Annotated in this window: 22 protein-coding genes and 1 pseudogene; 14 read left to right on the forward strand and 9 right to left on the reverse strand. The window is 53.7% G+C overall.

Features of this window, described 5'->3' with window-relative positions; translation table 11 throughout:
- The first annotated feature begins 12 nt into the window (after positions 1-12).
- Together HH216_RS12090 and feoB are read left to right on the forward strand one after the other, a co-directional pair.
- On the forward strand, positions 13-237 hold the full coding sequence (locus HH216_RS12090) for a FeoA family protein (RefSeq protein WP_169551045.1): 225 nt from the start codon (positions 13-15) through the stop codon (positions 235-237).
- Positions 238-321: 84 nt separating this feature from the next.
- Positions 322-2,435 (forward strand): annotated as a pseudogene (gene feoB / locus HH216_RS12095) (ferrous iron transport protein B).
- Between the two features lie 84 nt (positions 2,436-2,519).
- Here the strand turns inward: feoB and HH216_RS12100 are convergent.
- Both HH216_RS12100 and HH216_RS12105 read right to left on the reverse strand, forming a co-directional pair.
- Positions 2,520-2,714, reverse strand: a complete 195-nt coding sequence (locus HH216_RS12100) for a hypothetical protein (protein WP_169548915.1) — start codon at positions 2,712-2,714, stop codon at positions 2,520-2,522.
- Positions 2,715-2,907: 193 nt separating this feature from the next.
- Positions 2,908-4,410: an NAD(P)H-hydrate dehydratase gene (locus tag HH216_RS12105; protein WP_169551046.1), complete on the reverse strand. Its 1,503-nt coding sequence runs from the start codon at positions 4,408-4,410 to the stop codon at positions 2,908-2,910.
- A 114-nt stretch (positions 4,411-4,524) separates the two neighbouring features.
- On the opposite strand from HH216_RS12105, the gene rplS reads away from it, so the two are divergent.
- The 3 genes from rplS to HH216_RS12120 all read left to right on the forward strand — a co-directional run bounded on the left by rplS (position 4,525) and on the right by HH216_RS12120 (position 6,834).
- Positions 4,525-4,899 carry a 50S ribosomal protein L19 gene (gene rplS, locus HH216_RS12110; protein WP_169551047.1) on the forward strand — a complete coding sequence of 125 codons (375 nt, stop codon included), beginning with the start codon at positions 4,525-4,527 and terminating at the stop codon, positions 4,897-4,899.
- A gap of 216 nt (positions 4,900-5,115) precedes the next feature.
- Positions 5,116-5,889 (forward strand): diaminopimelate epimerase, encoded by a 774-nt coding sequence (gene dapF, locus HH216_RS12115; RefSeq protein WP_169553362.1) that lies wholly within the window; start codon positions 5,116-5,118, stop codon positions 5,887-5,889.
- A 15-nt stretch (positions 5,890-5,904) separates the two neighbouring features.
- Complete coding sequence (locus tag HH216_RS12120; RefSeq protein ID WP_169551048.1) at positions 5,905-6,834, forward strand: bestrophin family protein; 930 nt, start codon at positions 5,905-5,907, stop codon at positions 6,832-6,834.
- 66 nt (positions 6,835-6,900) lie between these two features.
- Here HH216_RS12120 and HH216_RS12125 read toward each other — a convergent pair whose 3' ends face one another.
- Entirely contained in the window at positions 6,901-7,206 is a 306-nt protein-coding gene (locus tag HH216_RS12125) for a rhodanese-like domain-containing protein (protein WP_169551049.1), read from the reverse strand.
- A gap of 589 nt (positions 7,207-7,795) precedes the next feature.
- On the opposite strand from HH216_RS12125, the gene htpG reads away from it, so the two are divergent.
- Positions 7,796-9,625, forward strand: coding sequence for a molecular chaperone HtpG (gene htpG / locus HH216_RS12130; RefSeq protein WP_169551050.1), 1,830 nt, complete (start codon positions 7,796-7,798; stop codon positions 9,623-9,625).
- Between the two features lie 342 nt (positions 9,626-9,967).
- Positions 9,968-10,411 carry a response regulator gene (locus tag HH216_RS12135; RefSeq protein WP_169551051.1) on the forward strand — a complete coding sequence of 148 codons (444 nt, stop codon included), beginning with the start codon at positions 9,968-9,970 and terminating at the stop codon, positions 10,409-10,411.
- Here the strand turns inward: HH216_RS12135 and HH216_RS12140 are convergent, their stop codons facing one another.
- The 3 genes from HH216_RS12140 to HH216_RS12150 form a co-directional block, all read right to left on the reverse strand.
- Entirely contained in the window at positions 10,412-10,996 is a 585-nt protein-coding gene (locus HH216_RS12140) for a DUF4126 domain-containing protein (protein ID WP_169551052.1), read from the reverse strand.
- Between the two features lie 178 nt (positions 10,997-11,174).
- On the reverse strand, positions 11,175-11,510 hold the full coding sequence (locus HH216_RS12145) for a hypothetical protein (RefSeq protein ID WP_169551053.1): 336 nt from the start codon (positions 11,508-11,510) through the stop codon (positions 11,175-11,177).
- 172 nt (positions 11,511-11,682) lie between these two features.
- Positions 11,683-13,194: an ATP-dependent DNA helicase gene (locus HH216_RS12150; protein ID WP_169551054.1), complete on the reverse strand. Its 1,512-nt coding sequence runs from the start codon at positions 13,192-13,194 to the stop codon at positions 11,683-11,685.
- Between the two features lie 57 nt (positions 13,195-13,251).
- Between HH216_RS12150 and HH216_RS12155 the strand changes: the two genes are divergently transcribed.
- The 4 genes from HH216_RS12155 (at position 13,252) to coaD (ending at position 15,802) form a co-directional block, all read left to right on the forward strand.
- The gene (locus HH216_RS12155) at positions 13,252-13,689 is read left to right on the forward strand and encodes a CBS domain-containing protein (RefSeq protein WP_169551055.1); all 438 of its coding nucleotides are present in this window, start codon (positions 13,252-13,254) and stop codon (positions 13,687-13,689) included.
- A 128-nt stretch (positions 13,690-13,817) separates the two neighbouring features.
- Positions 13,818-14,318 (forward strand): NUDIX domain-containing protein, encoded by a 501-nt coding sequence (locus HH216_RS12160; RefSeq protein ID WP_169551056.1) that lies wholly within the window; start codon positions 13,818-13,820, stop codon positions 14,316-14,318.
- 89 nt (positions 14,319-14,407) lie between these two features.
- Positions 14,408-15,298 (forward strand): DUF3822 family protein, encoded by an 891-nt coding sequence (locus tag HH216_RS12165; protein WP_254448394.1) that lies wholly within the window; start codon positions 14,408-14,410, stop codon positions 15,296-15,298.
- Between the two features lie 33 nt (positions 15,299-15,331).
- The gene (coaD, locus tag HH216_RS12170; protein ID WP_169551057.1) at positions 15,332-15,802 is read left to right on the forward strand and encodes a pantetheine-phosphate adenylyltransferase; all 471 of its coding nucleotides are present in this window, start codon (positions 15,332-15,334) and stop codon (positions 15,800-15,802) included.
- Positions 15,803-15,855: 53 nt separating this feature from the next.
- Here coaD and HH216_RS12175 read toward each other — a convergent pair whose 3' ends face one another.
- Positions 15,856-16,545: an NUDIX hydrolase gene (locus tag HH216_RS12175; RefSeq protein ID WP_169551058.1), complete on the reverse strand. Its 690-nt coding sequence runs from the start codon at positions 16,543-16,545 to the stop codon at positions 15,856-15,858.
- 121 nt (positions 16,546-16,666) lie between these two features.
- Here HH216_RS12175 and HH216_RS12180 point away from each other — a divergent pair, with 121 nt between their 5' ends.
- Positions 16,667-17,953 carry a hemolysin family protein gene (locus tag HH216_RS12180; protein ID WP_254448395.1) on the forward strand — a complete coding sequence of 429 codons (1,287 nt, stop codon included), beginning with the start codon at positions 16,667-16,669 and terminating at the stop codon, positions 17,951-17,953.
- 92 nt (positions 17,954-18,045) lie between these two features.
- Positions 18,046-18,348, forward strand: a complete 303-nt coding sequence (locus HH216_RS12185) for a hypothetical protein (protein ID WP_169551060.1) — start codon at positions 18,046-18,048, stop codon at positions 18,346-18,348.
- Between the two features lie 68 nt (positions 18,349-18,416).
- Here HH216_RS12185 and HH216_RS12190 read toward each other — a convergent pair whose 3' ends face one another.
- Both HH216_RS12190 and HH216_RS12195 read right to left on the reverse strand, forming a co-directional pair.
- Complete coding sequence (locus HH216_RS12190; RefSeq protein ID WP_169551061.1) at positions 18,417-20,177, reverse strand: ABC transporter ATP-binding protein; 1,761 nt, start codon at positions 20,175-20,177, stop codon at positions 18,417-18,419.
- Positions 20,178-20,245: 68 nt separating this feature from the next.
- Complete coding sequence (locus HH216_RS12195) at positions 20,246-21,589, reverse strand: Nramp family divalent metal transporter (protein ID WP_169551062.1); 1,344 nt, start codon at positions 21,587-21,589, stop codon at positions 20,246-20,248.
- A gap of 244 nt (positions 21,590-21,833) precedes the next feature.
- On the opposite strand from HH216_RS12195, the gene HH216_RS12200 reads away from it, so the two are divergent.
- On the forward strand, positions 21,834-22,487 hold the full coding sequence (locus tag HH216_RS12200) for a metal-dependent transcriptional regulator (RefSeq protein ID WP_169551063.1): 654 nt from the start codon (positions 21,834-21,836) through the stop codon (positions 22,485-22,487).
- The last annotated feature ends 43 nt before the right edge of the window (positions 22,488-22,530 follow it).

Here is a 22,530-nt window from a genome sequence, read left to right on the forward strand (position 1 = left end):
GGTGCCGGGAGTATGAGTAAGCGCAGTGTAGCCGATTTGAAAGTAGGAGAGCGGGCCATCATTCAGGCGTTCAACGACGAGGTGATGTCGCTTAAATTGCTGGAAATGGGCTGTTTACCCGGTGCTGAGGTGTGTATGGGCAGCAAAGCCCCTCTTGGCGACCCGATCTGTCTGCACGTGTCGGGCTATTGCCTGTCAATGCGCAAGGCCGAAGCCGCTACCATTCTTGTTGAGTAAGGTTAAGTCCTACAGGTTGCACGTTTTCGGGTCGATCCGTTGTTAACCTGCGGAGACCACCGACCGATAAACTGTACTACCGAGTTGAAGCCCCCCGTCATCGCCCTTATCGGCAACCCCAACGCGGGTAAATCATCGCTTTTCAATCAGCTAACCGGGCTGCGTCAGAAAACCGGTAACTTTCCCGGCGTCACGATGGACCGGAAATCGGGGCCGTGGGCTATCGACGAACAGACCACCGCTACCGTTGTCGACCTGCCCGGCGTGTATTCTGTTTATCCCAAATCGCTGGATGAACAGGTTGTCACCGATATTCTGGCCAACCCCAGCCATCCCGACTACCCCGATGTGGCTATCGTCGTAATCGACGCGTCGAACCTCCACCGAAACCTGCTGCTGTTTACGCAGGTCGCTGATCTGGGTTTGCCGACAGTGCTGGCGCTGAACATGCTCGACGTTGCCAAAGAGCAGGAGAAGGAAGTCAACGCGGTGCGGCTGGCGATGCGGCTGGGCGTGCCGGTCGTGCGGGTCAATGCCCGGCTGGGCGAAGGTCTCGATGCACTGCGCAAAGCCGTACAGAAGCAGATGCTGGAGCCGGTATTGCCCGGCAAACCCTTATTTGATCCCGCCGACGAAGCCCCTCAACTAATCGCTGAAACAAAGGCGCAGTATGGCCTGAGCAATAATTACCTGGCCCTGCAATACGTCATTCAGCACGACGGGTTTACGTTTCTCAACGAACAGCAGCGGCACAATCTGGACACGCTAATCTCCGACCATCAGTTCAGGGAAATTCCGTTCCAGGCCGACGAAACCATCACCCGATACAAGCGTATCGCGCAGATCGTTACGGAGGTCGTCACTGATCAGCGGCCCATTGGCAAACCGACCTGGACCCAGAAAATTGACAAAGTGCTGCTACACCCGATCTGGGGGTACGCCAGTTTTGCGTTTATCCTGCTGCTGATTTTTCAGGCCATTTTCGCCTGGGCCACGCCCTTCATGGACGGTATCGATGCGGGGGTAGCCTGGCTCAACGGACAGCTGAAAGAAAGTCTGCCCCCCGGCCCGCTCACCGATTTACTTACCGACGGTATTCTGGCTGGTATCGGGGTATTCTGGTGTTTATCCCCCAAATCGCTTTTCTGTTTCTGCTGGTGTCGTTGCTGGAAGAGTCGGGTTATATGGCGCGGGTCATGGTCATCATGGACCGGATTATGCGTAAGTTCGGGCTGAACGGGCGCAGCGTCGTACCGCTGATTTCGGGCGTTGCCTGCGCCGTTCCGGCCATCATGGCGACCCGCAGCATCGGCACCCGGCGCGACCGGCTGATTACGATTCTGGTAACGCCCCTGATGAGTTGTTCGGCCCGCCTGCCCATCTACACCATCCTGATTGCACTGGTTGTGCCGAGCCGCCGGGTGCTGGGTGTCTTCAACGTGCAGGGGCTGGCCCTGATGGCCCTGTATCTGCTCGGTCTGCTCAGTGCGCTGCTGGCGGCTTACGTGCTGAAACTGGTACTGAAAACGAAAGAACGCGGCTATTTCATTATGGAACTGCCTACGTTCAAGCTGCCCCGCTGGAACCACGTCGGGCTGACGGTTTGGGAAAGTGTGCGGTCGTTTGTGTGGGAAGCCGGGCGCGTGATTCTGGCCATTTCGATCATCCTATGGGTGCTGGCGAGTTACGGCCCCGGCAATACTATGCAACAGGCTGAAGACACCGTCCGGCGCGAACAGCCGACGCTGTCACCCGAGGAACTGAGTAATCGCGTTGCGTCGGAGCGGCTCGAAGCGTCGTACGCGGGTCGGTTCGGTCATTTCATCGAACCCGCTATCCGGCCGCTGGGCTACGACTGGAAAATCGGTATTGCGCTGCTTAGTTCGTTTGCCGCCCGCGAAGTATTCGTCGGCACGATGTCGACGATTTACAGTATCGGCGCCGGTGGCGACGACGAGGGCGTGACTATCCGCGAACGACTGTTGCAGGAGCGTAACCCCGAAACGGGTGGCCCGATGTATACGCCTGCACTGGCGTGGTCGCTGCTGATTTTTTACGTCTTCGCCATGATGTGCATGAGTACGCTGGCGGCTACGCAGCGCGAAACCAAAAGCTGGAAGTGGCCCGCCGTGCAGCTAGTGTACATGATGCTGCTGGCCTACGGTTCCGCTTTCCTGACATATCAGCTTATGAGTTGATCCCTTTCTGACGGGATATACAAAGCAGAACGCCCGCTGATCGTATGATCAGCGGGCGTTCTGCTTAAAATCTTATGGAGTAGTTTACCAGAGTATACCTTTCGCAATCAGCGGGAAGACGAATTGATAAACGATGTAGCCGAACAGAGCTATGGTGATGGTGCCAATGGCGGTAGTCTGATCGAAGAAAGACCGCGATTTGTTGCGGGTAGATGACCAGTTGCGTTGCGTCGTGTATTTCATCTCCGGTGTCAGTATCTTGTCTTGTACTATGGACAATTCTGATACCGGATGGGAGTCCACCTATACAGTTATTACGTGTGGCAAGCTAATCAGCCCGTAATCAGCGACTTCAAAATAGTGCCTGATTCGGACATTTCGTAAGCGGTAGGGGCAGTATGCAGGCATACTACTATACGTTAGCCCGGTTGTAGAATTATTTCTACGCTGGCGTCCCATCTTGTCTACGGATTTACTCCCAGCGTAACGCATCAACAACGTCTGATGCCGTCATACCGATCGGGCCGCGCTGTGAAGCCACCACATCGCCCGCTAACCCGTGGGCATATACGCCTAGTACGGCGGCTTCGACGGGGTCGTAGCCCTGCGCCAGCAACGCCGTCAGAACGCCCGTCAGCACGTCGCCCGTACCGCCGGTGCTCAGGCCCGGATTCCCTGTCGCGTTGAAATGCACCTCACCGTCGGGCGTCGCGACAGCCGAATATGCCCCCTTCAGCACGACGACAAGCTTGTGCGTTTTGGCAAAATCGCGCAGAAGGTCCAGCTTTTCGTAGTCGTCTTTCCAGGGCTTGGTCAGCCGCTCAAATTCTTTGGGGTGGGGCGTCAGGATGCTGTGTTTCGGGATCTGCGCGTACAACTCGCGGTTTTCGCTGAGCAGGTTTAGCGCATCAGCATCGATCACCATTGGCTTCTTTATCGTCGGCAGCAGTTCGCGCAGCATCGTCAGCGTTTCGGGCGCTTTGCCAATACCGGGGCCGATACCAACGGTCGAGTATTCCGACGGCGGAGTACTACTGATGCGGCTGGTACCGGTAAGCACCGTCTGATGACCGTCGGGCTGGCACATGGCTTCGGGCACCGACGATTGCAGAATTGGGTAGCCGCACTGAGGTACGTGTACCGTCAGCAACCCCACGCCCGACCGCAGGCAGGCCCGCGCCGAGAGCACAGCTGCACCCATCTTGCCGAAACTGCCCGCCAGCAGCAGGGCGTGGCCAAACGTCCCTTTGTTGGAATACCGCTCCCGCTTGTGCAGCAGCAGCCGTGCCTCGCGGGGTTGGGTGAAATAGTACGGCGTCGGGGCGAGATCGATATAGCGTTTGTGAAGCTGAATATCGACCAGGTGCCAGTTGCCAACGTATTTGCCGTTTTTAGGCAGTACAAACGCCAGTTTAGGCAGTTGAAACGACACCGTGTGATCGGGTTCGATAATCACATCGTCGGGCTGGTTGGCCTGATCGACGTACAGCCCGCTGGCAATATCAACCGAAATGACCGTTGCCGGGGCGCGGTTGATCGTCTCGATGGTTGCTTTGACGATACCCTCCGCCGGTCGCGACAGCCCCGACCCCAGAATGGCGTCGATTACGACTTCGTTGTGCCGTAGGGTGGGGAGGTCGCGAGAAAACTCGACGTATTTAATGTCTTCGGTGATGAGCTTGAGCCGACGGTGATTGTGCATAAAGTCGTCGGATTCGCGGGGCGCGTACCGAACGACGTACACCTCAACCGGATACTCACGTTCCATCAGCAGCCGGGCAATAGCCAGCCCATCGCCCCCGTTGTTGCCCAGCCCGCAGAAAATTTTTGTCGACGTCGTCGCCGGAAAATGATCGACGTACCAGTTGACGAACCCCAGCGATGCCCGTTCCATGAGATTCAGCGGAGCAATGGGTTCGTGCTTTATAGTCGACTCGTCGAGGGCGCGGATCTGGTCAACGTTCAGTATTTTCATTCGGGGTGTATTGGCTGAAGGAGGTAATTTTGCAAAAGTATTTTCCGGCCGCCAAAATTTTGCTATCTTTGCGGCTCATTTCGCAAATAGTTATCTGGCGATTTATATACGGTCATGAGCGAGTTAATCAAATTAGTGGAGGCAGACAATGCGCAGCGTCGCACCGAGTTGCCTACGTTCCGGGCGGGAGACACGGTGAATGTGCACGTCAAAATCCGCGAAGGAAATAAAGAACGGATCCAGGTATTCACCGGCACAGTTATTCAGCGCCGGAACCCAAGCAGCGGTGGCGAAACGTTCACCGTGCGTAAGGTATCGAACGGTGTAGGTGTCGAGCGGATTTTCCCGACCCTGTCGCCTAACATTGACAAAATCGAGGTAGTACGTATGGGTAAAGTACGTCGTGCCCGTCTGTTCTTCCTGCGCGGTCGTCAGGGCAAGGCAGCACGTCTGAAAGAGCGCAAGCCGAAACCAGCAGTCGTGGCTTAATTGCCGGCGTCATCGTCAGAAGCGTACCAGAGCCACCTGTATGGGTGGCTTTTTTTGTTGCAAAGTTGTAGAGTTTGATAGTTGTAGAGTCGTAAAGTTGCTACCGCCGGATGGCCCGACGCGCCAGTCCCGGCACCGTACGCGGCTGCGGGGGAACCGCAACTTTATAACTTTACGACTCTACAACTATCAAACTCTACAACTACCCCCGTGAACATTCCATTTTTTAAATACCAGGGTACCGGTAACGATTTTGTGATGATCGACGACCGGAGTGAAACCTTCCCCGCCAGCGATCAGGCCCTGATTGAGCGACTGTGCCATCGGCGATTTGGTATTGGTGCCGATGGGCTGATTCTGCTGCGCAACGACCCCGACTACGATTTTCGGATGATTTATTTCAATGCTGATGGAGCCGAAGGCAGCATGTGCGGCAATGGGGGCCGGTGTATCGTTCGCTTTGCCCACGACCTGAATCTGTTTGAGGGGCAAACGCGCTTTATTGCTGTGGATGGTGAGCACACTGCTACTGTAACGGACAACGATGTGTCGCTGAAGATGAGCGATGTAGCTGCTATTGGCGAGCAGGGGAACCATGTGTTTCTCAACACAGGCTCTCCGCACGCCGTGTTGTTTACGGATGATCTGGAATCGACGGATGTAGTGGCTGAGGGGCGTGCTATCCGGTACAGCGAGCCATTCAGCCCGGGTGGTACAAACGTAAATTTTGTACAGCAGACAGACCAATCGTCGTTGTATGTGCGTACATACGAACGGGGCGTTGAAGACGAAACCTACTCCTGTGGTACCGGTGTGACGGCGGCAGCGCTGGCGGCTCACAGTCAATTGGGTGTCGCGGAGCCGGTTGCCATACGCACGCTGGGTGGTAACCTGCGCGTATCGTTCAACCAGAAGCCCGATGGTACCTTTACCGACGTGTACCTGATTGGCCCGGCCCGGCGGGTGTTCACCGGAAGCTGTACAATCTGATTTTTATCCGTTGTTATGATCCTTTACAAAGCAAAGAGCTGGCTACCCGCTGTTTGGCATTTCCACACTGGTCCAACTGCATTTGCACTGTTCCGGCGGCTGGGTGTCGTACTGATTTACGTTGCGATCGTAACGACCGTTGAAATACACTACTTCGACACTCGCCTGAAAGACACGCCCAGTTCGTTTCTGTCGGCAATGGGCATTCTGCTTAGCCTGCTGCTGATCTATCGGACGAATACGGCTTATGACCGGTTCTATGAGGGTCGGACTGCCTGGGGGGCTCTGGTGAATAACAGCCGGAACCTGGCGCTTTACTTTAACGCCGTACTACCGCTCGATCGACACGAAGACCGATTGTTCTTCGCAAAGATGATTTCCAACTTTCCGTTCGCGCTCAAAAACCACTTGCGGGGAAGTACAAACACAGATGAACTGGAACTGCTGGACGACGAAGACAAACAAACACTGAATCGGTTCGATTACAAACCCGGTGGCGTGTCGAGCCTGCTATGGAACCGGTCAGAATCGCTGTACCGGGAGGGTATGCTGTCGACGTCGCAACATATCAACCTGAATCAGCGGCTCACAGCCATGATGGACGTGGCCGGTATCTGCGACCGGATCAAGAGTACGCCGATTCCGTTTTCGTACAACCTGTTTATCAAGCTGTTTATTACGATTTACGTGGGGGTATTGCCATTTACCATCGTTCAGGCGTTTGGGTACATGACCATTCCTGCCGTGGTGCTTACTTCCTATATTCTGATTGGGCTGGAACTGATCGGGGAGGAGATCGAAGACCCGTTTGGTGTCGACCGTAACGATTTGCCGCTGAATCAGATCAGCCAGTTGATTCGGGTCAACGTACACGATATCCTGAATTACGAACTGCCGCAGGCCGAGAAACAGGCCGCAAAACCCGGCTTCGTTATCGTCACGTAGGTTTTCTTTCGACAGGATTACAGGATTTACTTTCTTTTTCAACAGTAAATCCTGTAATCCTGTCGGTTATACATCCCCGATTAGGCCACCGTGAAGATGGTAGAGGGTGTGCTGCTGAAATTCGGGCTGACGCAACAGATCTTTAATGGCAATACGGCTGCGGGTACCGTTTGAGCACACGACGATCAGCGGATCATGGCCAGTCAGTTCGTCCTTGCGGGCTCGGATGTCGGGCAGGGGCAGGTTTAGACCACCCAGATTAAACTCGTCGAACTCCCATTCATCGCGCACATCAACAACCAGCGTGCCGGGCTGCTGCCGAAGCGAGTCGAGTTCATCCAGCGAAATATCGGAGTACGAATGAGTAAGCATACGTCGATACAACAACGGCAATTTGCACCCTGTTCAGTACCGTAGTAGAGAATCAGCGTCGACTAATCTCCAGAATAGCGATTTCGTGAACAGTGGGGCTTACCCAGCCACATGAAATAGCGCGTCGGTGGTTTGTTTCCTGAAACCGAACAATGACTGGGAGATGAACAAACTCCTTAGGGTCGAGATTCGATTCCGCGATTATACGTCGAACGAGAGGTAACGACGCAGCGATTGGTAAATACTGTTGACCTGTGTTAGGCGAACTTCCCGAATCGAGTTGCAGGTGGAGTTCACAGCCATCAGCGTACATACTGCTATCGTAAATAAAGGCGTTGATGCCACGTTCCGGACTAACTGCACCATTATCATCAGTATGGCAGCCAAATAGCAGGGTGAGTAGTAAGTAGCTGATATAGCGCATATGCTAATTGAGTTTTTCCATACAGGAGCCTGACGAATTGGGAAAGGTTGTAAAGCAGGGAGCCTTTTATTGCTGTCAATCTGTCAGCTAATTGCCCAACTGGAACAAGCTTTGTCTGGCAGTGGGCAGATACTATTTGGTTCGATTCCCTGACAAATTAGCTTTATGGAAAGCATACAACACGAAAAAGGAACGATCTCGATTCATACCGAGAACATCTTCCCGATCATTAAGAAGTTTCTTTATTCCGACCATGAAATCTTCCTGCGGGAGCTGGTGTCTAATGCCGTCGATGCAACGCAGAAGCTGAAGCAGTTGGCGTCGTTTGGCGAATTCAACGGCGAGCTGGGTGACTTGAAAGTGACTGTTTCGCTGGACGAAGAAGCCAAGACCATTACCATCAGCGATAATGGTATCGGGATGACGGCCGACGAAATCAAGAAGTATATCAATCAGATTGCGTTCTCCGGCGCGTCGGATTTTCTGGAGAAATACAAAGACAAGACTGACGATAAGGGTCAGATCATCGGGCACTTCGGACTGGGTTTCTACTCAGCGTTTATGGTGGCCAAAGAAGTTGAAATCGTCACAAAATCGTACCGCGAGAACGCTGAAGCCGCCCGGTGGGTGTGCGATGGCTCGACCGAATACGAACTGACGGCGGCTGAACGCCCGGAGCGCGGTACCGATATCATTCTGCACATCGCCGAGGATTCGGAGGAGTTTCTGAACAAAGGCCGGATTCGTGGTATCCTCGACAAGTACGCCCGTTTCCTGCCCACACCGGTTGAGTTCGACGGTGAGGTGGTCAACAACACGACGCCGATCTGGACGAAGTCGCCTTCGGAACTGACCGACGAAGACTACAAGACGTTCTACCGGGAGCTGTACCCGATGAGTGAGGAGCCGCTGTTCTGGATTCACCTCAACGTCGATTATCCGTTCAACCTGACCGGGATTCTTTATTTCCCGCGCATCAAAAACGAACTGCGGTTTCAGCGGGAGAAAATCCAGCTTTACAGTCGGCAGGTGTTTATCACCGACGAGGTGAAAGACGTAGTGCCCGATTTCCTGATGATGCTGCACGGCGTTATCGACTCGCCCGATATTCCGCTGAACGTGTCGCGGAGCTTCCTGCAAGCCGATACGAACGTCAAGAAAATCAACGGCTACATCACCCGCAAAGTCGCTGATAAACTGAATGAACTGTTTAATGCCGACCGGAAAGGATTCGAGGAGAAATTCGACGACATCGGTTTGTTCATCAAGTATGGCATCCTGAGCGACGAGAAATTCTGGGAGCGCGCCAAAAACTTCGTACTACTCAAAAGCACCGATGGTACGTATGCCACGATCGATGAGTACCGCGAGAAGACGCAGGCCAACCAAACCAACAAGTCGGACACGCTGGTGTGGCTCTACACCACCGACCGCAAACAGCAGGATGCCTACGTAGCCTCGGCAACCCGGCGCGGGTACGACGTACTGCTGCTGGACAACGTTATCGACGCCCACTTCATCAACGCGCTGGAGTCGAAGCTGGAGAAAGTACAGCTACAGCGCGTCGATGCCGATACGCTCGACAAACTGATCGACAAAGACATCAGCAACGACAGCGTACTGTCGACCGACGATCAGACAAAGTTGAAAGAGCTGTACGAGAAGACGCTCGACAACAAGACGCTGACGATCACGGTAGCCGCGATGCCCGCCGACGAAATGCCCGTTACGATCACGCAGCCGGAGTTTATGCGTCGGATGAAAGACATGTCGGCGCTATCGGGTGAACAGTCGTTTTATGGCAATATGCCCGCGATGTATAATGTCGCTATCAACGCCAACCATCCACTGATTGGTCGTCTGCTGGCCGAAACTGATGAAGCCGCGCAGCAATCGCTCGTCAAACAAACGTACGATTTGGCGCTACTGGCGCAGAATATGCTGACGGGCGCTGAGCTGACCGCCTTTGTGCAGCGCACGGTGGCGAAGCTGTAGTCGGAGGGGCTAATCAGTACGAAAGGGCCACTCAGTCGGGTGGCCCTTTCTGTTTACACAGCGGCATCAGCTGCGAATGGGTATAGGTACGTAGCTTAATTAGATTATATTGCCTCGCCAATTTATTCGTTAAGTAGTATTGAGTAAATATACTTAGCTGGGTAGTGATTGACGTATAGAGGTAGTATGTTTGGGGCCAATTTTTGCGGTTCAACCGTCGTTAGCCGGGTATCATCGTATACAACTGTACGATTGACTATTTCAACAGTATAATTTGTAGTAATTAACTTCATCTATTTAATCGACAGTGGTGGAATCCTGATAGATTCCTAGTCATATAACATGCTACAAGCGCAGTTTCCCATTTTGTTGGTCGACGACGACGAGCAGATTGCTGATGTACTGAAACGGGCAGCTCAATCGAGTTTTCCAGAAGCTTCGTTCATACACGTTGCCAGTTTTGAAGAAGCAAAATCATATATAGACGACCTGGAGGGAAGAGGCCCAAAGATCGTGTTGCTTGATATTGATCTGAAAGGGGCAGTCGATGGGCTGGATTTTCTGGCCATGTTACGGGCGCATCCTAAAGGACGGCTGTTACCCGTTGTCATGCTGTCGGGCTCGAAGACACCCCGGCAAATTGAACGGTCGTACGCCTTTGGTGCATCAGCGTTTACGGTGAAACCCTACTCGTACAGCGACTGGAAAACGTACCTGTACAATCTCAGAACCTATTGGTTTGAAACAGTAACACTGCTTGACTTCCGTCACCGCCGGGAAGCCTGATTAGGGTTGAGGGCGTCGGGTGAACCACACCCGACGGCGGGCCGCCAGCCGGGCCATGAAGAACAGCAGAACAACAATCAGAACTACGAAAGCAACCAGCGGTAGAAAGATTGTTAACAGCGAAAGGCTGAATGAAGCCACGTTTTCCCCCGTTGCCACTACGGGGTTAGCCAATCCGCCAGTGGTAGCGGTAGAGCCCAGTCGAAGCAGGCTGGTACCCGCCTGAATGATACCCGCTGAACCACCACCCATCAGAAGGCCCAATCCCCAGTGGAATACCGGGTTGTCGATGGGTAGGAGCGAAGTGCTGAGCAAAGTACCTGCAATGATCGATGCGGGTGTGGCGATGGTATCGAGTATGTTGTCGAGCCAGGGAATGTAATAGGCTCCCAACTCAAATACAGTGGCTACAGCTAGTCCGAATAGCGTAGTTGTCTGGCTAAGCCATTCAAAACCGGCCATTGGGCTTATATATCCGAGCCGGGCTGCTATACTCGCCAGCAGCAAGGGCACGAATACACGGAAGCCGCAGCAGGCCGCCAGCCCAACGCCCAGGCAGGCACTCATTATCCAGGCAATAGACATAGTTCGTTACACTGTTTCTGTATGCCTAACCTATTTCCCGAAGAAGGGTTTGTTTGAAACGCCAGTTTCATTTTGTCCGCAACCTGCCTGTTGTCGTTTATTTACTGCGATGAACAACTTAGGTCGTCGAGGCTCACTGTTTGCAGGACCGGCAGGGGTAGTGCCGCCGTCGTAGTTGTCAGCGGGTTGCTGCTACGTTTTTGCTATCGTTATCGGACACAGGCAACGAATATTTCCAGAACAAACCGGGTCCCTCTAATTTGTTCGATACTGGTTCACGACTGGCGAGTTGAATACCACAGGCAGGCATCATGTCAGAAACTGCCGACTCCGAATAAACGACTTCAATACACAGGCCCTGCTCTTCTGCCTTTTCCAGCATATCGAACAGATACGTCACCCCTACAATGTAGAAAGCTTCCGTCAACGTTTGCGCGTAGGTCCACTCGGGTGTGCCGCGTTTCGCAGACTCACCGATTGTCATATACTTCTTATACAGTTCAAATCCGTTCATGGTATCTGCCAGGGGAGAAAAGCAGTTAAATCGGTGGCAAACTGACTTATACTCAGCAGAAACACAAATTCTGTTTAATTTTAGTTAAACAAAATTTACTAAATGGAAACATGAGATTAATTTGTATGCCGATACGGGATATATAGTGAATTAAATCAGCTGTTGCTGGTAACTAGCTGAAAAACTGAGGGTTGAAATTCATCAGATAGACCTCGTCGGTGGCGCGGGTCAGAGCAGTATACAGCCAGCGAACAAATTCGTGGTTGACCTGCCCCTCCGGTAGAAACCCCTGATCGATAAACACCGCATTCCACTGGCCACCCTGCGCCTTGTGGCAGGTCAGGGCATACGCGAATTTCACTTGCAGTGCATTCAGGTACGGGTCGCGCCGGATGGCTTCAGCTCGTTCTTTCTTACTTTTTATGTAGAAGTAATCCTGCGCAACGCTTTCGTACAGCGCTTTCGACTGTTCCTGCGTCAGCGAGGGTACGGGTGAGTGCAGCGTATCGAGCAGAATTTTGGCTTCGAAGTCCGGGTGATCTTCGTAGTCGATGAGCCGCATCGTAACGGTCGCAAACCGGAAGCCGTGCATCTCCTCGTGCCGACGTACCTTCTGCACCTCCACAAACTCACCGTTTGCCAGAAAACCCGCCGGGGAGTCTTCGCCCAGAACGGTGTAGTTGTTCCGGGCAATCATCAGCATGTCGCCCGCGTCAAGCTCATCTTCACACTGATCGATCATTCGCCGGACGAACTGATTATACTGCGAGGCCGTCTTGTTGGATCGGCAAATGATGGCCGTATTTTCCCGGCCGTATTTGTTGTACGCGTAGCGAATGCCGTCTTCCAGCTTGGTTAGTGGCATTTTGAATATGTCGCGGAAGGAGCGAACGTCGATCTGAATGGGCGGAACGCCAGTTGCCGGTGCCGTCGGACCATCGCTCAGGAGGGCGTCGAAGCCAACCGCTTTGGGGGTAGGGTCGCCAGTACCGATACCCTGTTCGGCGAGCAGTGTCCGCAGGTCGGTGGCGTTGTAAAGAATACCCGATTCTTCATCCTGACGCATCACTTCGGTCAGCTCCTGCTCGTAGACATGCATATCGAACGAACTCGCCAGAAAGCCCCGGTCAAGGGCGGGGCTGAGGTCGCGCCCAACGGGCGGAAGCTGCGCCGTGTCGCCCACGAGCATGAGCTTGTTGCCGGGGTTTTCAAACACAAAGTCGATCAGGTCGGTCAGTAGTCCTTTGCCCCCGAAATCGGCTTCGTCCGAGATCATTGAAGCCTCATCAACGATAAAGAGCGTGTCTTCGTGGTAGTTTTTTTGCCGCTGAAACGCGAGCGACCCCGATCCTGGATCGGCCACCTGCCGGTATATTTTTCGGTGAATGGTCTGCGCCTGCTTCTTGGAATAGCTGGCCATGACTTTTGCCGCCCGCCCGGTGGGCGCGAGCAGAACGGATTTGTAGCCGAAGCGGGGCAGAATCTTGATCAGCGTCCCAACGAGTGTGGTCTTACCCGTACCGGCATAGCCCCGGAGCAGGAAGCAGTCGCGGTATGGATCGAGTTCGGGGGTGTCGGTACTGATAAAGGCACTGATTTTATCGAAGAAGTCCAGCTGCCCGGACGTGGGTTTAAAAGGGAAACGTTTGGCCAATAAACTGGCCGCCGTCTGGGTATCATTCATGCTACTAATTTACGAAAAAACGACTATATTCACCCGCCACTTAACCCCCTCAGTACGATGAAAATACGCCAAATTCTACAAGGAAAATCAATTAACGCGCTGTTCTCGGTTGGTTCGGGAGAAACCGTACTTGACGCCCTCAAACTGATGGCCGAGAAAAATATCGGAGCCGTACTCGTTGTCGACAACGACGAGCTGACCGGTATTTTTTCCGAGCGCGATTACGCCCGCAAGATCGTTCTGAAAGGCCGCCACTCCGACGATACGCTGGTGCGCGACGTTATGACCCCCAACGTCATTACGATCGAACCCGAGCAGCGGCTGGAAGACTGTATGCAGATCATGTCCGACAAGCACATCCGGCACCTGCCCGTCATGGAGTCGGGTAAACTAATCGGCATTATCTCGATCAATGACGTGGTAACAGCCATCATGCGCGACCAGAAAACCCGCATCGACTCGCTGGAAAGCTACATCTCCGGTAGCCCGTACTGATGTGGTGTTTAAGGTTTGTTGTTTGAGGTTTAAGGTTGTTATGGCTGCTAAGCGACAACTTTAAACCTCAAACAACAAACCTCAAACTAGAAACTTCTACCTTTGCGTCCCAAAATCTTGATTTTGCTGTGACGCAGGTACTTGACAAGCCCCGGCAGGAGGTGATTACGCTGTATGGAAACCGGCTTCGGCTGCGGGTCTGTGGCCTCTATTGTCAGAACGATCAGCTGCTGATGGTCCGGCACCGGGGTATCGGCCCGACCGATACATTCTGGTGTCCGCCCGGTGGGGGCGCGCAATTTGGCGAGGCCGCTCCCGACGCGCTCGTCCGTGAATTTGCCGAAGAAACCGGACTGGACGTGCAGGTGGGTGAACTGCTGTTCGTCAACGAGTTTATGCAACCGCCCCTGCACGCGCTTGAGCTATTTTTTCGGGTCGACGCGCTGGGTGGGCAGTTGCTGGCAGGTACTGATCCGGAGATGAGCGCCGATGGGCAAATCATTCAGGAAGTGCGGCTGATGTCGTTTGATGAGATCAAAGCATACCCGCCCGAAGAGGTCCATGCCCTGTTCCGGCTTTGCCACTCGCTCAGCGATGTCTTTGCTTTACGCGGCTATTTGCCCCGTTAAGGCAGTAAAAAGCCAGTTTTGCTTCTTTACCGTAGACTCATCTCGCAAAAAATAAGTAGGTTGTAACACCAAACGATTGTCTGGTTCCTGTGCAGATTCTTCAGATGCCCACCCCCACCATCAGTATCCATGCTGACCAATTCGGTCCGGAACAGTCGGCGCGGGCGGTACTATGTCTGGAAGCGGGGCACGACCGGTTTCGGTTCATTGCACTGGATGACCGTGGGCAGGGGCAATGGCTCGAAGATTATGCGTTCCCCTCGTTGCTAACCGATCGTCTGCCGACTGACCTGCTGGCCGATATTTTTCGCGATCACCCGTTGCTGACGGCGTCGCCCTGGCAGGAAATCCGGGTGAGTATCAATACGCCATCGTTCACGCTGGTGCCTCAGCCGCTCTACCGGAAGGAATACGCCGGTAGTTACCTGGCCCTGATGCGGGGGAGTCAGTTGCCCGCGCATGAGTTTGCGCAGGCCTACGCCCACGAAGCCGAAGGCTATTTGTCGGTGTTTAGCCTGAGCCACGATCTGGCCGATTTCTTTTCGGAAGCGTACCCGCTGCAACCGCTGACGTTTGTGCATCAGGTAGGGGCGCTGCTCGAAGCGACGGCTGCGTTGGCCCGGCAAACACCCGGAGAGCCGACGGTTTATCTGTATTTTGAAGATGAATTCGTGACGGTCATCTGTCGCACCGGATCCGCGCTGCGCTATTGCAACCGGTTTGGCTACAGAAATGCGCAGGACCTGACCTATTACGTACTGTATACACTCGCCGAACTACAGATCGACCCCGAAACAGCGGTTGTGATGTTATATGGCGAAATCACTCCGTTTGCCGAACGGTATACCGAGCTGAGTCGGTTTCTGGCGCACCTGCGTTTCGGTACGTTCCCCCCCGGTCTGACGCTGAGCAGCGACTTCAGCGATCTGCCCGACCATCGTTATCTAAGCCTGTACGGACTTTGCCTGATGGGAGAGTGACGTAGCCATGTCGGCGACAGCTCCCGGCTTTCTATGAAGAAAATAGCGTTGTTTCCCGGTTCGTTCGACCCCTTCACGCGTGGTCACGAAGATATTGTCCGGCGCGGATTGAAACTGTTCGACGAAGTTGTGATTGGCATCGGCAAGAATGCCCGCAAAGACCGGTACTTTCCGCTGGAACAGATGATCCTGCTGATCGAAGAAGCGTTCGCCGATGAACCGGCCGTGCGGGTTATTAGCTATGAAAACCTGACGGCAGCCGTTGCCCGCGACATAGGAGCCCGGTTTCTACTGCGGGGCCTGCGCAACACCACCGATTTTGAGTACGAGAACGGTATCTCACAGGTCAATCGGTACGTGTACGAAGAGGTCGAAACAATCTTTCTGATTACCTCGCCCGAACTGGCTCCGATCAGTTCGAGCATCATCCGGGATCTGCATCGTTACGGGCAAAACGTCGATCCGTTCCTGCCGTACAAGTTGAATGATAGAGTGATAGAATGATTGAATGGACTGATTTGCTTACCACTCAATCACTCATTCACTCAATCACTCATTCATTTCTGGCTCTCGTCTATCACGTATCGTATTGAACTGAACGAGTTGGTGAGGGCCTGCTGGGTCTGGCGTGAGTCGAGCCACGCGAGTCGTTCGATGCCTTCTTCAGCTTGCGGGGCCATGTTGGCATCGTCGATAACCGTCATCTGGTACCATTTTGTGCGTTTCAGTATCCGGCTGCCGTTGAGCGCATAGGTATGCCAGGTTGTGCAGATGCGATCGCCCACTTTCACGCGTACGCCGGTTTCTTCCTCCACCTCGCGGGCTGCACCTTCGCGCGATGATTCGCCGTTGTCGAGTTTCCCTTTCGGTAAGTCCCAAACGCCCCGGCGGAACATCATCAGGATTTTGCTGTCTTTGCCGACCACGCCACCGGCGGCTTTGATAACCTTGAAATTTCGTTTGACGGCCGATTCACAATCTGATTTACTGAGGCAACCCAGCGTGATCGACAGTAGCCGACCGGACTTTGTTTTTTGCAACAGCGTCAGCAGTTTGTCGACGGTAGCGGGGGTAGCGTTCAGAACAAGCAGGTGCCCCGTCAGCGATTCTTCTTTGACGACACCCAGCCGGGCATCGATGATATTATCAAAATCCGTTGTTGATGTTAGCGCAGGTGATCCCGTCAGGCGGGCCGCTGTTTTCAGACTGATGAGCCGCAGGGGGCGGTCGTCAATAAAGACAATCATGAAAAAGAATAAATAAGTAGCAAAGGCAAAAGTAACGAAACGCGCGGTCTAACCTGCGGCAAATAAGGGCGGAAACATGCCCTATTATGCTATTTTTGCGTCAGGCCAATTCTCTCCCTGTGTGGAACTGCTGATAATTCTGTTGCTGACGATTCTGAATGGTGTCTTTTCCATGTCAGAAATTGCCCTTGTTTCCTCCCGAAAATCGCGCTTTGAAGCGGCTGCTAAAAACGGCGACCGGCAGGCACAGTCGGCGCTCGATCTGGCCAATTCGCCGAACCGATTTCTGTCGACGGTGCAGATCGGGATTACCCTGATCGGTCTGCTGACGGGTATTTTCTCCGGCGATAAGATCACCACCGACGTTGAAGGGTATGTGGCCCAGATCGCCGTGCTGCAACCCTACGCCCACTCGGTGGCGGTCGTACTGGTGCTGATCGTGCTGACGTACGTATCGCTGGTGCTGGGTGAACTGGTGCCAAAACGTATCGGTCTGTCGAATCCCGAAGGCATTGCCAAAACGATGGCGGCTCCCATGATGCTGCTCTCGAAACTGACCGCACCGTTTATCGCGCTGCTCACCTTTTCGAGCGATACGCTGATTAAGTTGTTGCAGATCAAGCCCAATGACAGTGCTGTTACGGAGGAAGAAATCAAAAGTCTGATTCAGGAAGGCACGACCGGGGGCGCAATCGAGGAAATTGAGCAGGAGATTGTACAGAACGTGTTTCAACTCGGCGACCGCAAGATTACGTCGCTGATGACCAACCGGCAGGAGATCGTTTACCTTGATCTTGAGGACGATCCGGCCGAGAACAAAGAAAAAATCACGACGCACCGCCACTCCGTATTTCCGCTCTGTAATGGCGGGGTCGATGAGGTTATCGGCCTGATCTATTCAAAGGATTTTCTGGGTAAAGACCTCGATACGGAACTGCTGCGGCTGAACGACTTAAAACGTGACGCGCTGTTTGTGCCCGAAAACAACCGGGCGTATCAGGTGTTGGAGCGGTTCCGCGAGCGCAAGCAGTACGTCGGCGTGATTGTCGATGAATATGGCGGTGTGCTTGGCGTCGTTACGCTCAACGACATTCTGGACGTACTTGTCGGTGACATCGACGACGCAACCGACGACTACGAAATCCGCAAACGCGACGACGGTAGCTACCTGATCGACGCGCAGCTACCGTTCGAAGATTTTCTGTCTTACTTTGAGATTAGTATTACACCGCAGAATCGTCGTGACCTGACTGGCTTCGATACACTCGGCGGTTTCGCGCTGCATATTCTGAAAGATATTCCTCAGACGGGCGAGCAGTTTGCGTGGCAGTCGTACCGGTTCGAGATCGTGGATATGGACAAGAGCCGTATCGACAAAATCATGGTCTGGCGGGCTGCCGAAGATTAAGCCGCCAAACAGTCGCTGATCGTTTACAGTTTTTGGTATGTAGCGAACGTGTAGCCTGGAAAGCCTACATCCAACGAAAACCGTCAACGACAATGAACACAAACGACAACAGCGGGCGTCCGCTTCGCGATGTACCGTCTGGCCTTGACCACGACCCCAACGCCGACGAAGAAATCATCAATCAACAGCAGGACAAAGCAGCGACCGATCTCGAACTCGCTGATTCGGAAAACGCACCTATCGCACCGGCAAATCTGTCGGAAAATATAGCCTACGCACTCGATGGTAGCGGCCCCGGCCCAACCGATGCAAAGCCGCAGGTTGGCGAAGCGAAACACGTTACGGAGGGTATTACCGGAGCCGGGCTGGAAGACGAAGAAAAGAATCTGTCGTAAATGACGACGTGCTGTTAGGGGGCACCATAAACAAGCGGGCCGGTCAGTTAGCTGACCGGCCCGCTTGTTTATACCACTTCTTTGTACTGCATTCGGTACAGGTTGGCGTAAAATTCGCCCCGCTGCAACAGCTGTTCGTGCGTACCCTGCTCGACAATATGCCCCTTATCGACGACGATGATGTTGTTTGCTTTCTGAATGGTCGACAACCGGTGGGCAATAACGATAGCCGTACGCCCTTTCATCAGCGTACTGATAGCGTGCTGAATCATCTCCTCCGTCTCCGTATCGACGGACGACGTTGCTTCGTCAAGCACAATAATCTTCGGGTCCTGCACCATTGCCCGGACAAACGAAATCAGCTGACGCTGCCCAACGGATAGTGTCGAGCCCCGCTCCATCACATTGTATTGGTAACCACCCGGCAGTCGCTCGATCAGGTCGTGAACACCAACGAGCTTGGCCGCTTCGACCATTTTTTCGCGGCTGATGCGCTTGTCGCCGAGGGTAATGTTGTTCTCAATTGTATCGGAAAACAGAAACACGTCCTGCAACACGACACCGATATTCCGGCGCAGGTGGCCCAGTTCGTAATCGTGAACGTCGACACCATCGACGCAAATTTCGCCTTTATTGATGTCGTAGAATCGGCTGAGCAGGTTGATAATCGACGACTTACCCGCCCCGGTTGCGCCGACAAATGCAACTGTTTCGCCCGCTTTGACGCGGAAGCTGATGTCGCGCAGCACCCAGTTTTCTTCGTTGTACGCAAACCAGACGTGATCGAAACTTACGTCGCCCCGGAGGGTGGCGGGGGCATGCTTTCCGTTGTTGAGGGTATACTCGTCGCTATCGAGGAGTTTGATGATCCGGTCGGTGCTGACGATACCCATTTGCAGGGTGTTGAAGCGGTCGGCCAGCATCCGGATTGGGCGGAAAAACAGGTTAATAAACATCACGAAAGCCGTAACGGTCCCGAAGGTGATGTCGGAATGAATAATCTGCCGCGCACCGTACCACACAACCAGCCCCACGGCTACCGCCGAAATAATGTCGGCGACGGGGTAATAAATCGAATAGTAAAGGATAGAGCGGATGTTGGCCTTGCGATGTTCGCCGTTTATGTCGCGAAACTTGTCGGCTTCAATGGCTTCGCTGCCGAAAATCTGCACGATGCTCATACCGGTGATGTGTTCCTGCACAAACGAGTTCAGGTTTGCCACCGCCGTTCTGACTTCGTTGAACGACTTCTTGATTTTTTCCTTGAAAATATACGTGCTGATCAACATCAGCGGGATGGTCGACAGGCTGATGAGTGCAAGCCGCCAGTCGGTATACAGCATTACGCCGATCACCAGCACCAGTTGCAGAATATCGCCAGCGATAGCGGCCATCCCTTCGCTAAACACATCTGCCAGCGTTTCGACGTCGGAAATGGAGCGTGTAACGAGTCGGCCGATGGGGGTGTTGTCGAAGAATTTCAGCCGCAGCGTCAGAATCTTGCGGTAGAGCTGCACCCGGATATCCCGAATAACGTACTGCCCCAGCCAGCCCGACAAGTACGTGTTATAAAACTGAACAGCCGCCTGCACGACCAGCACCACCAGCATGACGATGAGCATAGTCGTCAGCCGGTTGTAGTCACCGGCACTGATGACATCATCAATGGTGTATCGAATCAGGAGGGGAGTCAGCGGAGACAGACAGGCGGCCAGCATAATGATGGCGACCAGTCCGAAAAAGCGACTCCGGTAGGGCTGTACGAAAGCGTAGAGCCTTTTCAGAATGACTACATCGAAGATGCGGCCACTTTTTGTTTCTTCGTTCACGGAAAGCGGGGGAGTTCAGCAGGATAACCCAATCGGCGTAGCGAACGTTTCCCAAGCCATACGATTCCTCACACCCAGGCTCTGACTGTATCCCACAGCAGGTATACGTTCAGCCCGATAATCAGGGCAGTTACGGCCCAGGCCGTCACCTTCATCCAGCCGGAATTGACGAATTTACCCATCTTCAGTTTGTCGCCCGTGAACATCACCAGCGGCACTACGGCAAAGCTGAGTTGCAGGGATAGAACGACCTGACTGAACACGAGCAGTTCCGAGGTGCCGTGCTCACCATACAGAATGGCGACGATCAGGGCAGGAACGATGGCAATCAGGCGGGTGATGAGTCGGCGTAACCACGGCTTGATGCGCAGGTGCAGAAACCCTTCCATCACGATTTGCCCCGACAGCGTACCCGTCAGCGTCGAGTTTTGGCCCGATGCCAATAGGGCCACGGCAAACAGGATACCAGCCAGTTTGACGCCAAGAACCGGATCGAGCAGCCGGTGGGCATCGGTAATGTCGGCGACGGTTTGATTGCCCGAATAGTGAAAGGCCGCAGCTGCCAATACGAGGATGGCCGCGTTGATGAAAAACGCCAGAAACAGTGATACTGTCGAGTCGATGGTGGAGAATCGAATAGCTGTCTGCCGACCGGCATCGGTTCGGGGGTAGTCGCGGGTCTGTACGATACTCGAATGCAAATACAGATTGTGCGGCATCACGGTAGCCCCCAGAATACCAATGGCGATGTAGAGCATGCTGGGGTTGGTCACGATTTCGGGCCGGGGAAGTAACCCGTCGACTACCGAACCCATGTCGGGTCGCGACACAATCAGCTCATAGCCGAAGCAGGCCAGAATAATAAAAATCAGGCTGGCAACGATTCGTTCGATGACCCGAAAGCCTTTGTTCTGCAAATACAGCAGCAGCAGCACGTCGGCGGCTGTGATGAGAATGCCAACCGCCAGCGGCAGGCCGAACAGCAGGTTAAGCGCAATGGCAGACCCGATCACTTCGGCGAGATCGGTTGCGGCAATGGCAATCTCGGCCAGTAGCCACAGCACAAACGCTACGGGTTTGCTGAAATGGTCGCGGCAGGCCTGAGCCAGATCACGACCGGTGGCAATGCCCAGTTTAAGCGACAAGTGTTGCAGGAGAATCGCGAACAGGTTGGAAATCAGCACGACCGACAACAGCCGGTACCCAAACCGTGCGCCACCGGCAATGTCGGTGGCCCAGTTGCCGGGGTCCATGTAGCCAACCGCTACCATCAGCCCCGGTCCGGCGTAGGCCATGAGCGTCCGAAAAAAACCGGCGTTGTGTGGTACGGAGACCGAGCTATGTACGTCGGCCAGCGAGTTGGTCGTACTATCCTGCCGCCAGCCTTTTGTTGTTGTATTCGTAACGTTCATGTAAGGGGGAAGAAAGCCGCGGGGAGAAAAAGAAACCAGCCCGAACGTTGGCTTCTTAGTTCTTTTCTGTTTGCACGCCTTTACTCAGATTCTATGGCAATTCAGCTATGTAACGTATAAAAGTAAGGAATGTTGAAACAAAAATTTAGACTCCTCTAAATTTTTAGAAAGTTTAACACAAAAAGTACCTTTGCGCGTAAACTGTTGATACCTGCCCATTCGTTGTAAGGCTGGTTAGTCTCTTATGCATTCGTTCACGGAAGAAAATTATCTGAAAACGATTTATGCGCTCGCGCTACGGCAGGAGGGCGACGTGAGTACGAACGCGTTGGCGGAAGTCACGGCTACAAAAGCGGCTTCGGTAACGGATATGCTGCGTAAACTGGCTGATAAAGAGCTGATTCACTACAAAAAATACCAGGGCGTACGGCTGACGGAAGAAGGCGAACGGCAGGCTCTACGGATCATTCGGCGGCACCGCCTGTGGGAAGTATTTCTGGTTGACAAGCTGGGTTTTGGCTGGGATGCGGTGCATGACATTGCCGAGGAACTCGAACATATCCGCTCCGACGAACTGACGAGCCGACTGGATGCGTTCCTGAATCACCCGCAGTTCGACCCCCACGGCGACCCGATTCCGACGCAGGCCGGTCAGATGCCCGCGACGGAATACCGGAAGCTATCGGAAGTCAGCGTGGGCGAATCGGTGCGGCTGATGGGTGTACTGGAGCATTCGACGGCATTTCTGCAACACCTCGACCGCTGCCAGCTTACGCTGGGCTGCGCCGTTTCGATGGGCGAAATCAATCCGTTCGATCGGTCAATACGTATTGTCAGCGAATCAGGTCAGCCGATCTTCGTCAGCCACGAAGTCGCCCGGAATCTACTGGTGGAATAGTGGGTCTAAAGTTTAAAGTTCGAGGTTTAAGGTTATTGACAAG

This window comes from Spirosoma rhododendri, from assembly GCF_012849055.1.
GTDB lineage: Bacteria > Bacteroidota > Bacteroidia > Cytophagales > Spirosomataceae > Spirosoma > Spirosoma rhododendri.

Coding starts and splice junctions, on each gene's coding strand:
- HH216_RS12090 (WP_169551045.1), top strand. CDS start 13: ATGAGTAAGCGCAGTGTAGCCGATTTGAAAGTAGGAGAGCGGGCCATC.
- HH216_RS12105 (WP_169551046.1), bottom strand. CDS start 4,410: ATGAAAATACTGAACGTTGACCAGATCCGCGCCCTCGACGAGTCGACT.
- rplS (WP_169551047.1), top strand. CDS start 4,525: ATGAGCGAGTTAATCAAATTAGTGGAGGCAGACAATGCGCAGCGTCGC.
- HH216_RS12120 (WP_169551048.1), top strand. CDS start 5,905: ATGATCCTTTACAAAGCAAAGAGCTGGCTACCCGCTGTTTGGCATTTC.
- HH216_RS12125 (WP_169551049.1), bottom strand. CDS start 7,206: ATGCTTACTCATTCGTACTCCGATATTTCGCTGGATGAACTCGACTCG.
- htpG (WP_169551050.1), top strand. CDS start 7,796: ATGGAAAGCATACAACACGAAAAAGGAACGATCTCGATTCATACCGAG.
- HH216_RS12135 (WP_169551051.1), top strand. CDS start 9,968: ATGCTACAAGCGCAGTTTCCCATTTTGTTGGTCGACGACGACGAGCAG.
- HH216_RS12140 (WP_169551052.1), bottom strand. CDS start 10,996: ATGTCTATTGCCTGGATAATGAGTGCCTGCCTGGGCGTTGGGCTGGCG.
- HH216_RS12145 (WP_169551053.1), bottom strand. CDS start 11,510: ATGAACGGATTTGAACTGTATAAGAAGTATATGACAATCGGTGAGTCT.
- HH216_RS12150 (WP_169551054.1), bottom strand. CDS start 13,194: ATGAATGATACCCAGACGGCGGCCAGTTTATTGGCCAAACGTTTCCCT.
- HH216_RS12155 (WP_169551055.1), top strand. CDS start 13,252: ATGAAAATACGCCAAATTCTACAAGGAAAATCAATTAACGCGCTGTTC.
- coaD (WP_169551057.1), top strand. CDS start 15,332: ATGAAGAAAATAGCGTTGTTTCCCGGTTCGTTCGACCCCTTCACGCGT.
- HH216_RS12175 (WP_169551058.1), bottom strand. CDS start 16,545: ATGATTGTCTTTATTGACGACCGCCCCCTGCGGCTCATCAGTCTGAAA.
- HH216_RS12185 (WP_169551060.1), top strand. CDS start 18,046: ATGAACACAAACGACAACAGCGGGCGTCCGCTTCGCGATGTACCGTCT.
- HH216_RS12195 (WP_169551062.1), bottom strand. CDS start 21,589: ATGAACGTTACGAATACAACAACAAAAGGCTGGCGGCAGGATAGTACG.
- HH216_RS12200 (WP_169551063.1), top strand. CDS start 21,834: ATGCATTCGTTCACGGAAGAAAATTATCTGAAAACGATTTATGCGCTC.